Here is a 13,041-nt window from a genome sequence, read left to right on the forward strand (position 1 = left end):
CTCTCGTCGTGCTGGGGTCCGGGATCGCCGGACGACCGCCCATGTTCGGTCACCGGTTCGAGTTGTGCCAAATCACGCGGTTTTGTCCTGCACGGTGGGGTCCGGCGCCGCAAAAGGTGCGCGTTCGAGGGCCTGCGGCCGGGAATCGTCCACCGGTACCTGTGGGCCGTTCGACTCGCGCAGCCAGCGGCGCAGCACCCGGTGCACCTGTTCGGCGCCGGCCGGCGGCCGCCCGTCGTCGGCGGGCGGGGACAGGGCGAGCGGGGACAGCAGGAACGGAGTGCTCTGGGCGCCGCCGAGGCCGCCGTGCGAGCCGATCTGCTCCTCGAAGGCGAGGACCTCGCCGTCGGCCGGGTCGTGGAAGGAGTTGACCATGATGTCGGCGGCGTGCGGGAAGGAGTGGGTGCGGCGCACGGCGGCCGCGGCGCCGGGGCCGAAGGCGGCGAGCGGGCCGGGGCGGTCGTCGTCGAGTTCGCCGACCGGTGTCTCCGTGCCGCCCGCGCCGAGGACGACTCCGCCGTGCTCCTCGCTGTCCACCAGCAGGAAGCCGATGCCGGGGTGGTTGGCGAGGGTGGTCAGCAGCGCCGGGTGGCGGGCGTCGATCTCCTCCCTGGTCATACGGTGCGGCACGTCCGGGAAGGAGACCAGGCCCAGGTTGCCGGAGGCCAGCACGACCGGTTCGGAGCGGCGGGCCGGGCGGCGCTGTCCGGCCTCCTCCTCGACGGGTATGCGCAGCGCGGCGCGGACGGCGGCCCGGGCCTCGGTGCCGCTGCGGGTGCGCTCGGCCCGGCGCGGCACCGGCAGTCCGCAGCCGGCCCGCACCAGGTCGCCGAGGGTGAGGCCGTAGCGGGCGCGGAAGGTCTCGCCGGGGCTCTGCCCGTGGTCGGAGAGGACCACGATCCGGTAACGGCGGGGGGCGTGCTCGGCGACCTTCTCGATCAGCGCGAGCGACCGGTCCAGGCGCTGGAGGACCTTCTCGGCATCCCGGCTGAACGGGCCGGAGTGGTGGGCGACCTCGTCGTAGGCGACCAGGTCGGCGTAGACGGCGGTGCGCCCGGCGAGCATGTCGCCCATGACGGCGGCGACGACCACGTCGCGTTCGACGACGGTCGCGAAGGCGCGGACGAACGGGTAGAGGCCGCCGCGGGAGACGCGGGGGCGCTGCCTGGCGATGCGGGCCCGGGTGGACTGGCCGATCTCGCGGCCGGCCTCGGCGACGAAGGACAGGGCGGTGCGCACCGCGTTCGCCGGGTCGGAGAAGTAGGCGAAGTAGCCGGCCCGGGAGCGGGTCTCGCGGCTGCGCCGCCGGGTGGCGATGGACAGCACCAGCGCCTGTTCGTCGGCGCCGCCGCCGAACAGGTTGCCGCGGCTCGCGCCGTCGGCGCCGAGCAGCCCGCCGTCGCCGGTGCGGGCCACGGCGCGGCGCTGGAGTTCGGCGGCGCTGGTGGGGCGGTTGCTGACCATCACCTCCTGGGTGTCCTTCTCGTACCAGCGGAAGGCGGGGACGTCGAAGTTGCTGCCGTGCAGGATGCCGAGCTGGCTGGCGCCGGTCTGACTGGACCAGTCGGTGCGCCAGGGGGTGAGGCGGTGGGTGGGGCGGGGCGTGCCGGGGCCGTCGCCGGTGCCGAGCCAGCGGGCGACCGTCGGCATGAGTCCCTTGCCGACGGCGTCCACCAGCACGTCGTGGCCGACGCCGTCGAGTTGCAGGAAGAGGGTGCCGGGGCCGGCGGGGCCGGGCGGCAGTCTGCGGCGGCGGCGGTCGGCGAGCCGGTGGAGGCGGCGCCGGTAGGCGTCGTCGTCGCGCACCGCCAGGGCGGCGCCGGTGGCGGAGGCGACCGCGGACATCACCGCGGCCACCACCACCGCCGTCTCGGGGGCGGCGGCGCCCCGCGCGGCCGGGTTCAGGCGCAGCGCGAGCAGCAGCAGCGCCCCGTTGAGCGCGAACACCAGCAGTCCGAGGACGAGCGCGGGCACCAGCAGCAGCAGGCGGACCAGCAGGGGCCACACCAGGGCCGACAGCACGCCGAAGGCGCCGGCGCCGAACGCGGCGGTGACGGCGATGTCGGTGGCACTGTCCCCGTCCTCGGAGCGGAGCCGGAAGTCCGGCAGGATCCCGGCCAGCGCCAGCATGGTGACGGTGCTGACGACCCACACCGCGACGCTCCGCCCGGCCTGACTCGCGACCCGCCGCCAACGCCCTGTCCGCACGCCTCGTACACCTCACGTCCCGGGCCGTGGTCGGCACGGGCCCGCACCCCAGCGTGTCACATCGGCTCCGGGGCCCCGCCGGGCGGCTCAGCGGCCGTCGTACCCGGCCGTGGGCATCGACAGCCTGCGGTACACGCAGGCCTTCATCTGGGCGTCGTAGAACGGTTCCACCCGGCCCACGGTCTCCACCCGCACCCCGCGCCGCGCGCACAGGGCGGTGAACTCCTCGACGTCCGACAGGGCGCTCTCCAGCACCCGGTGGCTGGGGGCGAGGAACAGGTCGCAGCCGGGCCGCACCCCGTCCCACAGCAGGGCGTGGTCCGGGCGCAGCGCGCGCACCAGCAGTTCCCGGGTGACGACGTAGCCGTGCTCGACGGCCCAGCGGGCGCACATGGCGTGCTGGCCGCGGGAGTCCACCAGGAAGGGATCGATCTCCAGTTCCTGCAGCGGCGTCAGGCTCGCGATCGCCGTGACACGGACCGGCCCGGGGCCTTCTTCTCCCATGGCGTCCCCCTCACCTCCGGGTTCGCGGCCGACCCTACTCCTGCCCGTACGCTTCGGGGAGTCGCGCGAAGGGGGCAAAGAGGTGCCGGTGGAGATCACCTGGTGGGGTCACGCCACCTGCACGGTCGAGGATTCGGACGTGCGTGTGCTCACGGATCCGCTGTTCGCGCGCCGGCTCGCGCATCTGCGGCGCCGACGCGGGGCGCTGCCGCCGCCCGGGGCGTGGCGCGCGGATGTCGCGGTGGTGTCACATCTGCACGCCGACCATCTGCACGTGCCGTCGCTCGCGCGGCTCGCGCCGGGCACGCGCCTGCTCGTGCCCCGGGGCGCGCCCCGTGCGGTGCCCGGACTGCGCCGGCTCTCCCATCTGCGGGTGACGGAGGTGGCACCCGGCGACCGGGTGAGCGTGGGTGACCTGCTGATACGGGTGGTGCCGGCGCGGCACGACGGGCGGCGGCTGCCGGTCGGGCCGCACCGCTCCCCCGCGCTCGGCTACGTCGTCGAGGGCGAGGCGCGCACCTACTTCGCCGGGGACACCGGACTGTTCGACGCGATGGCCGAGGAGGTCGGGCGGGTCGACGTGGCGCTGCTGCCGGTGGGCGGCTGGGGTCCGTACCTCGGCGAGGGGCATCTGGACGCGGGGCGGGCGGCGCGGGCGCTGGCCCGGCTGGCGCCGCGCAGCGCGGTGCCGGTGCACTACGGCACGTACTGGCCGATCGGCATGGACGCGGTGCGCCCGCACGAGTTCCACGCGCCCGGCGACGAGTTCGTGCGGCTGGCGGCCGAGCGGGCGCCGGGGGTGGCGGTGCACCGGCTCGGGCACGGGGAGAGCGTCCGGCCGGAGGTGGCGCGGTGAGCTGGCTGGGGGCCGCCTCGACGACGGTGCCGCCGGAGACCACCCAGCAGGCGATCGGCTATCCGACGCTGTTCCTGCTGGTCCTCGCGGGGGCGCTGGTGCCGGTGGTGCCTACGGGGGCGCTGGTGAGCGGCGCGGCGGTGGTGGCGTTCCATCAGACGGCGCCGTTCTCGCTGGCGCTGGTGTTCCTGACGGCGGCACTGGCCGCGTTCCTCGGCGACATAGCGCTGTACTGGCTGGGGCGGCGCGGGATGAAGTCGAAGAACGGCTCGCGGTGGCTGCAGGCCATCCGTTCCTGTGCCCCGGAGGACCGGCTGGCGCAGGCCCAGGACAAGCTGGCCGCGCACGGCGTGGCCGTGCTCGTCCTGTCCCGGCTGGTGCCGGCCGGCCGGCTGCCGGTGATGCTGGCCTGTCTGGTCGCCGAGTGGCCGCTGCGCCGTTTCGCCCGCGGCGACCTGCCCGCGTGCCTCGCCTGGGCGGTGACGTACCAGCTGATCGGCATCCTCGGCGGCTCGCTGTTCCCCGAGCCGTGGGAGGGCGTGGTCGCCGCGGTCGCCCTGACGGTGCTGATCAGCGTGGCGCCGGGCCTGTGGCGGCGGCTGCGGGGGTCCGAGGCGCGGTGACCGGGGCCGGCCGGGGCGTCCTCACTTCAACACCCGGGAGCCCCCCACCGGCAGGTCCCACAAGTCCGCGCGGTCCAGGCCCGCCTGCTCCCAGGCGGCCCGGACCCGGGTGAGGGGTTCCAGGACGGGCTCGGCGGACAGCACGAAGGTCGCCCAGTGCATGGGGGCCATACGGGCCGCGCCGAGGTCCCGGGCGGCGCGGACCGCCTCCTCCGGGTCGCAGTGGACGTCGCTGAGCCACCAGCGGGGGTCGTAGGCGCCGATGGGCAGGAGGGCGAGGTCGATCCCGGGGTAGCGGCGGCCGATCCGGGAGAACCAGTGGCCGTAGCCGGTGTCGCCCGCGAAGTAGACCCGCTGCCCGTCGGGCGCGGTGAGGATCCAGCCGCCCCACAGGGAGCGGCAGGTGTCGGTCAGGGTCCGCTTGGACCAGTGGTGGGCGGGGACGAAGTCGAGGCGGACGCCGCGCAGTTCGGACGCCTCCCACCAGTCCAGCTCGGTGACGGTGGTGAACCGGCGGCGCCGGAACCACCCGCCGAGCCCGGCGGGGACGAAGACCGGCGTGTCGCGCGGGAGGCGGCGCAGGGTGGGGGCGTCCAGGTGGTCGTAGTGGTTGTGGCTGATGACGACCGCGTCGACGCGCGGCAGCGCGCTCCAGGGCACCCCGACCGGCGTGATCCGCGCGGGGGTGCCGATGATGCGGCGGGACCAGACCGGGTCGGTGAGGACGGTGAGCCCGCCGACGCGCACCACCCAGCTGGCGTGTCCGGCCCAGGTGACGGCGACGGTGCGGGTGTCCACGCGGGGCAGCGGGCCGGGCTCGTACGGCAGCCGGGAGATGTCGGCGAGGCCTTCCTTGCCGGGCCGCACGGCACCCTCGCGGGCGAACCGGGCGAGGGCCTTGATGCCGGGCAGGGGCGCGGTCAGCCGGTCGTGGAAGGTGCGGGGCCAGACCCTGCGCTCCCCCAGCGGGCGCGGTTCGGCGAGCGGTGGAAAGGGGGGCGCGAGGGGGGAGACGACGGCCGGGTCGTCGGCTTCCCCGGCCGTCGTGCTCGTGGTCGTCGACTCGGACTGCTGCGTCATCGAGGAGGCTCCCATCGCTGAGCGTCGTCGCGGAGGCCGTCGAGGACCGACCTCAGGGTGATCAACGAGCGGTGCAGGTGCGGCAGTTCCAGGGGGGCCGGTGAGCGGAGGCATTCCGTGCGGTCGGCGTCCGAGCCGCCCAGCAGGGCGCCGGTGGACAGCCGGACGCGCAGCGCGCCCAGCTCGTCGCCGAAGCGGTGGCCGCCGGGCGCGGGCATGCCGAGCCGGGCGGAGAGGAAGTCCTCCAGTTCCTGGGCGTCGGTCACGCCGTGCGCGGCCAGCCCGGACTTGAGCGGGCCGAGGTCGGCGTAGAGGTGGCGGCCGGCCCGCGGGGGCAGGGCGAGCGCCCCGGCGGCCACGACGGCGCGGTGCGCGGCGTCGGCCACGCGCGCGTGGAGGCGTACGGTGGCGGCGATCCGCTCGGTGACCGGTTCCGGTTCGGCCAGGGCGTAGGCGGCCGCCGCGGCGACCGGCCCGGCGACGCGGGCGCCGAGCGCGGTCAGGACGTCGAGCACGCGGGCGCGCAGGCCGTCGCCGGACGGGCCGACGGGGAACCGGGCCAGGGCGGCCGGCCAGCCGGGCGGCAGCAGCGCGCCGGCCAGGTCGGTGACGACGGTGACCCGGTCCGGCCACATCTCCGCGGGGCTGAGCAGCACGGTGTCGTGCGGTTCGTGGACGGTGTCGCGCCAGGTCTCGTCGCTGACCAGCTGCAGGCCCTCCCCCGCGGCGGCCTCGATCGTCTCGTGCAGCACCTCCGGCGGCGCCACCGTGGCGGTGGGGTCGTCGGCGACGGACAGCACCAGCAGCCGCGGGTCACCGCCCTCGGCGCGCACCCGGCGCACGGTCTCCAGCAGAGCGTACGGGTCCGGTACGCCGCCGCACTCGGCCGGGGTCGCCACGTGGAAGACGGGCCTGCCGAGCAGCCGGGCGTACGGCGCCCACCAGGCGGCGCAGGGCCGGGGCACCAGGACGTCCCCGCCGAGGGCGGCGGTCAGCGCGAGCAGCACGGCGGGCGCTCCCGGGGCGGCCACCACGTGCTCGGGCGCGGTGGCGAGCCCGCGACGCGCCCAGTACCCGCAGCCGGCCTCCAGCAGTTCGGGCCCGCCACCGACGGGTTCCCCGCCGCCCCGGTGCGCGGCCGCGGCGAGCACGCCGGCGAGCTCGGGCAGCACGGGCAGCCCGTCGTCGGGCGTCGGCGGGCCGTAGCGGACGGGGCCGTGGCCCTCGGTGTGGGGGTGTGGGGCGCGCGGAGGGCCGGGGTCCTCGTGGCCCCCGGGCCGCACCGCGTCGGGGTCCTCCGGGCCCCCGGGCCGCACGGGGTCCTCCCCGTCGCCGTCCGCGTGGGGCTCTGTCGCCGTCCCGTCGTGGTCGCTCGTGGTCGCTCCCTGGCTCGCAGGTGGTGTCTTGTCCGAGTCGGGTCGTGTCGGTGTGGTGCCGGATGGTGTCCGTGTGCTGTCGGATCGTGTCGTGTCGGTGTCGTGTCGTCCCGTGCCGTACCGGCCGGGTGGATCGGGTACCCGCGCTTCTGCGTACCCAGTACGACGCCGGGTCAGCCTCCCCCGCGGGGCGCCTTGCCGCGCAGCCGGTACACGGCACCCCCGAAGGCGCCCGCGATGAGCACCCCGCCCGCGACCAGGGCGGGCACGGACGTGCCGAAGGCGCCACCCTCACCGGCCCGCACCCCGCGCTGGATGACCGCCGTGCCGCAGTTGGGGTCCTTCAGGTCGGGGCAGGGCTCCGGCTTGCGGGGGTCCTCGGCGCGGCCGCCAGTGCTTTGCCCTGCCTCCTTGCAGCCGCGGTCCTCGGGATCGGTGCAGGACGACGAGTCGAGGGGCGCCTCGGCGCGTCCGCCGCCGCTCAGGGCGCCCTCATCGAGCGGGGTCTTGGCGGCGCCCTCGTCGAGCGGAGTCTTGGCGGGGCCCTCGTCGAGCGGGGCCATGGCGGGGCCCTCGTCGCTCGGTGCCGCGGCGAGGACGTCGGCGCTGTCAGGAGCCACGTCGGCGCTGTCAGGGGCCGCGGCCACGCTGTCGGGGGCGACCGTGACGCTGTCGGGGGCGACCGTGACGCTGTCGGGAGACACAGTCACACTGTCGGGCGCCACGGTGAAGCTCGCGCTGAACGCCTTGCCCTGCGCTCCGGACGCGGCCGGGCAGGTCCCGTCCACGGTCCACGCGGAGTCCTGGCCCGACTGCCCCTGGCCACCCGCCTCGGCCTCCGCCTCCGCCGCCACCCCCTCGTCCTCGCCCTCGTCCTCGGAATCCGCCTCCTCCGCCTCGCCGTCCTCCGGGAGCTCGATCCGCGCGGTGCCCCGGTAGACCGGCCCGGTCGCCGTGTCCTCCTGCCCGTCGGCCAGCCGCAGCTCCACGAGGCCGTCCTCGAAGGCCCGCGAGGTCGCCTCCAGGGTGTCGGGCGGCGTCCCGCCGAGGTCGTCGCAGGTGACGGAGACGGTGACGTCGCCGTCGGGCGCCGCCCGGCCGGGGCTGACCTCGGCGGCCGGCTCGGCGAGCACGGCGGGGGCGTTCCCGCCCACCACGGCCGCGGCCAGCGCGGTGACTATCAGGACTCGTACAGCGGGGCGCATGACGGACTCCCAGCCCGGACGGCGACGGCGGACACGCAGCCATCACATCCGCTGCCCCCACGCACCGCGCGCGGCCGACCCCCATTAGCGGGAACGTGACGGCCATCGGGGTGACGGCGGCCGGGCCCCCGCCCCCGCGCAAGGCCAGGTTTTCCCGCCGTCGCGGCGGTGACTCGGCACTCTGCACGCCGGCCACGCCCCTCACCCCCCGGGAGGTCCTTCCATGAGCACCAAGGTCGCCGACCACGTCCTCGAGCGGCTGCGCGAGTGGGGTGTGGAGCACGTCTTCGGCTATCCGGGCGACGGCATCAACGGCCTGCTCGCCGCGTGGGGGCGGGCGGAGGACCGGCCGCGGTTCATCCAGTCCCGGCACGAGGAGATGTCCGCGTTCCAGGCCGTCGGCTACGCCAAGTTCAGCGGCCGTCTCGGGGTGTGCGCCGCCACGTCGGGGCCCGGTGCGATCCATCTGCTCAACGGGCTGTACGACGCCAAGCTCGACCATGTCCCGGTGCTCGCGATCGTCGGTCAGACGCACCGCACCGCGATGGGCGGCTCGTACCAGCAGGAGGTCGACCTGCACACACTGTTCAAGGACGTCGCCTCGGAGTTCGTGGAGACGGTGACGGTGCCCGAGCAGCTGCCGAACGTGCTGGACCGGGCGATCCGCACCGCCTACGCGCGCCGCTGCCCCACGGCCGTCATCATCCCCGGCGACGTGCAGGAGCTGGACTACTCGCCGCCGACGCACGAGTTCAAGATGGTCCCCTCCAGCCTGGACCGGACGTCGTGGACGGCGGTGCCGTCCGACGACGCGGTGCGGCGGGCGGCGGAGGTCCTGAACGCCGGGGACAAGGTGGCGATCCTGGTCGGCCAGGGCGCGGCCGGCGCGCGGGCCGAGGTGGAGGCGATCGCCGAGCTGCTCGGCGCGGGCGTGGCCAAGGCACTGCTCGGCAAGGACGTCCTCAGCGACGAGCTGCCGTACGTCACCGGCTCGATCGGGCTGCTGGGCACGCGCGCCTCGTACGAGCTGATGCGGGACTGCGACACGCTGCTGACCATCGGCTCCTCGTTCCCGTACTCGCAGTTCCTGCCCGAGTTCGGCAAGGCGCGGGGTGTGCAGATCGACATCGACCCGCACATGATCGGGATGCGCTATCCGTACGAGGTGAACCTGGTCGGTGACGCGAAGGCGACGCTGGAGCGGCTGATCCCGCTGATCGAGGGCGGGCGGGGCCGTGAGTGGTACGAGACGGTGTGCGACAACGTCCGGCACTGGCACGAGGTGATGGAACGGCGTGCGGGGCTGAGCGCCGACCCGGTCAATCCGGAGTACGTGGCGCGGGCCCTGGACCCGTTGCTGCCGGACGACGCGATCGTCACCTCCGACTCGGGCTCCACGGCGAACTGGTACGCGCGGCATCTGACGATGCGGCCGGGGATGCGCGGCTCGCTGTCCGGGACGCTCGCCACGATGGGCTGCGGGGTGCCGTATGTGATCGGCGCGAAGTTCGCGCACCCGGACCGGCCCGCGATCGCCCTGGTCGGGGACGGGGCGATGCAGATGAACGGCATGGCGGAGCTGATCACGGCGGCGAAGTACCGGCACCGGTGGGAGGATCCGCGCCTGGTGATCGGCGTATGGAACAACCGGGACCTGAACCAGGTGACGTGGGAGCTGCGGGCGATGGGCGGCGCGCCGTCCTTCCTGCCGTCGCAGGAGCTGCCGGACGTGCAGTACGCCGCGTTCGCCCGCTCGCTCGGGCTGACCGGGATCCGGGTGGAGAAGCCCGAGGACGTGGAGGCCGGCTGGCGGGCCGCGCTGGAGGCGGACGGGCCCGCGGTGGTGGAGTTCCTGACCGACCCCGCCGTCCCGCCGATCCCGCCGCACGCCACCTGGGAGCAGATGGAGGCCACGGCCGCGTCGATCCTGAAGGGCGACGCGGACCGCGGGTCGGTGGTCAAGCAGGGCTTCAAGGCGAAGATGCAGGAGTTCCTGCCCGGCGGCAGGAAGTGACAGCGATCACCGGCCGCCTCGGACGGCCGGTCGCCGCTTCCCGGGGGGCTCAGGCCGTCGGGAGTCCCGCGTAGTTGGCGGCGAGTTCCGCCGCCGCGTGCGGGGACGTGGTGATCCGGTCCAGCTGGGAGAGCTGGAGGCGGGTGTCGAAGGGGGACTGCGCCGGGTCGGTGTGCAGGGTGGTGGTCATGAAGTACGAGAAGTGCTCCGCCCGCCAGACACGGCGCAGGCAGGTGTCGGAGTAGGCGTCGAGGAGCGCGGTGGAGCCGGTCGTCCGCAGGTGGCCGAAGGCGCGGGCCAGGACGGTCACGTCGGCCGCCGCGAGGTTGAGGCCCTTGGCGCCGGTGGGCGGCACGATGTGCGCGGCGTCCCCGGCCAGCAGGACCTTCCCGTAGCGCATGGGCTCGGTGACCGAGCTGCGCATCGGCAGCACCGACCGCGCGGTGATGGGCCCGCGGTTCAGCGGGCGGGCGCCATGGGCGGCGAGCCGCGAGTCCAGCTCGTCCCAGATCCGCTCGTCGGACCAGTCGTCCGGGTCGGTGCCGTTGGGGACCTGCAGGTAGAGCCGGCTGACCTGCGGGGAGCGCATGCTGGCGAGGGCGAAGCCGCGGTCGGAGTGGGCGTAGATCAGCTCGTCGTAGGCGGGCGGCGCGTCGGCGAGGATGCCGAACCAGGAGAACGGATAGGTGCGTTCGTACGTGGTGAGGGTTCCCTCGGGCGCCGCTCGCCGGGTCACTCCGTGGTAGCCGTCGCAGCCGACGACCCAGTCGCAGGTCAGGGTGTGCTCGCGGCCGGCGTGGGTGTAGCGGATGACGGGGCTGTCGGTGTCCGCGCCCTCGACGGCGTGGACCTGGGCCTCGAACAGCAGCGGCGGGCCCTCCTTGAGCTGGAGGGCGATGAGGTCCTTGACCACTTCGGTCTGGGCGTAGACCCACACCCGGCGGCCGCCGGTCAGTGAGGGGAAGTCGACGCGGTGGGCGCGGCCGGCGAAGCGCAGCTCGATGCCGTCGTGGGGCAGGCCCTCGCGCTCCAGCCGGTCGGCGGCGCCGGCCTCGCGCAGCGCGTCGACGGTGCCCTGCTCGAGGATCCCGGCGCGCTGGCGCTGCTCGACGTAGGCGCGGTCCCGGCTCTCCAGGACGACGCAGTCGATGCCCTGCCGGTGCAGCTGCCGGGCGAGCAGCAGCCCCGCGGGTCCGGCACCGACGATGCCCACACGGGTACGGCTCGGGTACGCCATGGCGCAGCCCCTTTCACTGTGTACGTGCTGTTTACGTGCTCTGTGTGCGTGCTCTGTGTGCGTGCTCCGTGCACGCCTGTGTACGGTGTTCCATGTGTTCGCACAGTGAAGTATTCTTCACTCTCGACGGGCCGAAGTTTCTTCCGCCGTGCGCCGGGTGTCAACACCCCCGACGCCCCTGCTGCCGTACACGCGCGGGCCCGGCCACGCGTTAGCGTTCACCCGATCCCGACACGAGCACGGAGCGCCCATGTCCCCGACCCACGCCCCGACGGCGGAGCCCTCCGAGGCGGCCCCGGCCGAGGCCGTCGCGCCGCTGACGCGCGGTCTGACGGTGCTGCGCCGGCTCACCGACGCCGACGGGGCACTCAGCCTCGCCGACCTGGAACGGGCGACCGGCCTGGCCCGCTCCACCCTCGACCGGGTCGTCGGCACGCTGGCCCGCATGGGATACGTCCGCCTGGACGGGCGCACCGTGCTGCTCGCGCCGCGCCTGACGGAGCTGGGCAACGCCTATCTCGCCGCGCTGCGGCTGCCCGCGCTGCTGGGCCCGGCGGCGCACGCGCTCGCCGACGAGCTGGACGAGTCGGTGTCCCTCGCGGTGCCCGACGGCGCCGGCATCCGGTTCATCCACCAGACGACCCGGCGCCGCACCATGTCGGTGAGCTTCCGCATCGGTGATCTGCTGCCTGCCGAACGCACCGCACCGGGAGCGCTGTTCGCCGCCCGGTGGGACGAGGAGGCGTGGGCGCGCTGGCGGGAGCGCCGCGCCGCCGACCCCGCGGAAGAGGGCTTTCCGGCCCTGCCGCCGCGCCGGCTGTCCGAGCGCCCGTCGGACGTGGAGTTCACGGCGGCGGTGCGGCTGGCCGCCGAGCGGGGCTGGGCGTTGGACGACCAGCTGATCGAGCCGGGGCTGATCGCGCTGGCGGTACCCGTGCACGGCCCGGACGGCGGCGTGGTCTGCGCGGCGAGCGTGGTGAGCCACACCAGCCGGCACAGCGCGGGGTCGCTGCGCGAGCGCCTGCTGCCCCGACTGCGGGCCACCGTCGAGGCGATGGAGCGCGAACTGCGCCGGGCGCCCGCGGGCGGCGGGCAGGCGCCCGGCCCGTCGGGGCTGGCCGCCTGGACCGGCGCCTCCAAGCAGGAGCTGGGCCGGACCTTCAACGAGTCGCTGGCGCGCGGGCTGACCGTGCTCACCGCGTTCGGCGAGGGCCGCGGGGCGCTCACCCTGACCGCCGTCGCCGAGGCGACCGGGCTGGCCCGGGCCACCGCCCGGCGGGCCCTGATCACCTTCGAGCACCTCGGCTACGTCGTCCAGGACGGGCGCGTCTTCCGGCTCACCCCGCGCGTGCTGGCGCTGGGCTTCCCGCCGCTGTCCCGGACGACGCTGTCGAGGATCGCCGCCCCCCACCTGGCCGCCCTCACCGAGCGGCTGCACGACTCGTCGTCGCTGGCGGTCCTCGACGGCGACGACGTGCGGTACACGGCCCGCGCGGCGGCCCGGCGGATCATGACCGCCGACATCACCGTCGGCACCCGCTTCCCGGCCTACGCCACGTCCATGGGGCGGGTGCTGCTGGCCGGGCTGCCGCCCGCCGAGCGCGCGGCCCGCCTCGCCCGCACCGGCCTCGCCCCGCTCACCCCGCACACCGTCACCGACCCGGGCGAGCTCGCCGTCCTGCTGCACCGGGTGCGGCAGGACGGCTACGCGCTGGTCGACGAGGAGCTGGAGGTGGGGCTGCGGTCGATCGCGGTGCCGGTCCACGACCGCGCGGGGACGGTCGTGGCGGCGGTCAACGTGGCCATGCACGCCAGCCACCGCACCCCTCGGGAGTGCGTCGCCGAGGTGCTGCCCGAGCTGCGGGCCGAGGCCGCCCGCATCGAGGCCGATCTGCACCTCGCGGGGCGGTTCACCGACGTGCCGGCGGTCTGAGGCGG

At 75.2% G+C, this 13,041-nt stretch carries 10 protein-coding genes; 4 read left to right on the forward strand and 6 right to left on the reverse strand.

Features of this window, described 5'->3' with window-relative positions:
• Positions 1-72: 72 nt before the first annotated feature.
• Positions 73-2,208, reverse strand: a complete 2,136-nt coding sequence (locus ACSU6L_RS06495) for a phage holin family protein (protein ID WP_437054432.1) — start codon at positions 2,206-2,208, stop codon at positions 73-75.
• A gap of 87 nt (positions 2,209-2,295) precedes the next feature.
• Positions 2,296-2,712: a hypothetical protein gene (locus tag ACSU6L_RS06500; protein ID WP_437054434.1), complete on the reverse strand. Its 417-nt coding sequence runs from the start codon at positions 2,710-2,712 to the stop codon at positions 2,296-2,298.
• Between the two features lie 82 nt (positions 2,713-2,794).
• Between ACSU6L_RS06500 and ACSU6L_RS06505 the strand changes: the two genes are divergently transcribed.
• Both ACSU6L_RS06505 and ACSU6L_RS06510 read left to right on the forward strand, forming a co-directional pair.
• Positions 2,795-3,568 (forward strand): MBL fold metallo-hydrolase, encoded by a 774-nt coding sequence (locus ACSU6L_RS06505; RefSeq protein WP_437054436.1) that lies wholly within the window; start codon positions 2,795-2,797, stop codon positions 3,566-3,568.
• Positions 3,565-4,191, forward strand: a complete 627-nt coding sequence (locus ACSU6L_RS06510) for a DedA family protein (protein WP_437054438.1) — start codon at positions 3,565-3,567, stop codon at positions 4,189-4,191. The genes ACSU6L_RS06505 and ACSU6L_RS06510 overlap by 4 nt, the downstream gene beginning before the upstream one ends.
• Before the next feature lie 21 nt (positions 4,192-4,212).
• Here ACSU6L_RS06510 and ACSU6L_RS06515 read toward each other — a convergent pair whose 3' ends face one another.
• The 3 genes from ACSU6L_RS06515 to ACSU6L_RS06525 form a co-directional block, all read right to left on the reverse strand.
• Complete coding sequence (locus ACSU6L_RS06515) at positions 4,213-5,271, reverse strand: MBL fold metallo-hydrolase (protein WP_437054440.1); 1,059 nt, start codon at positions 5,269-5,271, stop codon at positions 4,213-4,215.
• Positions 5,268-6,554 carry an aminotransferase class I/II-fold pyridoxal phosphate-dependent enzyme gene (locus ACSU6L_RS06520; protein WP_437064792.1) on the reverse strand — a complete coding sequence of 429 codons (1,287 nt, stop codon included), beginning with the start codon at positions 6,552-6,554 and terminating at the stop codon, positions 5,268-5,270. The genes ACSU6L_RS06515 and ACSU6L_RS06520 overlap by 4 nt, the downstream gene beginning before the upstream one ends.
• Positions 6,555-6,820: 266 nt before the next feature.
• Complete coding sequence (locus tag ACSU6L_RS06525; protein ID WP_437054442.1) at positions 6,821-7,852, reverse strand: hypothetical protein; 1,032 nt, start codon at positions 7,850-7,852, stop codon at positions 6,821-6,823.
• Between the two features lie 223 nt (positions 7,853-8,075).
• Here ACSU6L_RS06525 and ACSU6L_RS06530 point away from each other — a divergent pair, with 223 nt between their 5' ends.
• Complete coding sequence (locus ACSU6L_RS06530) at positions 8,076-9,866, forward strand: thiamine pyrophosphate-requiring protein (protein ID WP_437054444.1); 1,791 nt, start codon at positions 8,076-8,078, stop codon at positions 9,864-9,866.
• A gap of 49 nt (positions 9,867-9,915) precedes the next feature.
• Here ACSU6L_RS06530 and ACSU6L_RS06535 read toward each other — a convergent pair whose 3' ends face one another.
• Positions 9,916-11,103, reverse strand: a complete 1,188-nt coding sequence (locus ACSU6L_RS06535; RefSeq protein ID WP_437054446.1) for a 4-hydroxybenzoate 3-monooxygenase — start codon at positions 11,101-11,103, stop codon at positions 9,916-9,918.
• A 250-nt stretch (positions 11,104-11,353) separates the two neighbouring features.
• Here ACSU6L_RS06535 and ACSU6L_RS06540 point away from each other — a divergent pair, with 250 nt between their 5' ends.
• The gene (locus tag ACSU6L_RS06540) at positions 11,354-13,036 is read left to right on the forward strand and encodes an IclR family transcriptional regulator domain-containing protein (protein WP_437054448.1); all 1,683 of its coding nucleotides are present in this window, start codon (positions 11,354-11,356) and stop codon (positions 13,034-13,036) included.
• Positions 13,037-13,041: the final 5 nt, after the last annotated feature.

The organism is Streptomyces sp. enrichment culture (assembly GCF_964272855.1).
Classification (GTDB): Bacteria; Actinomycetota; Actinomycetes; order Streptomycetales; family Streptomycetaceae; genus Streptomyces.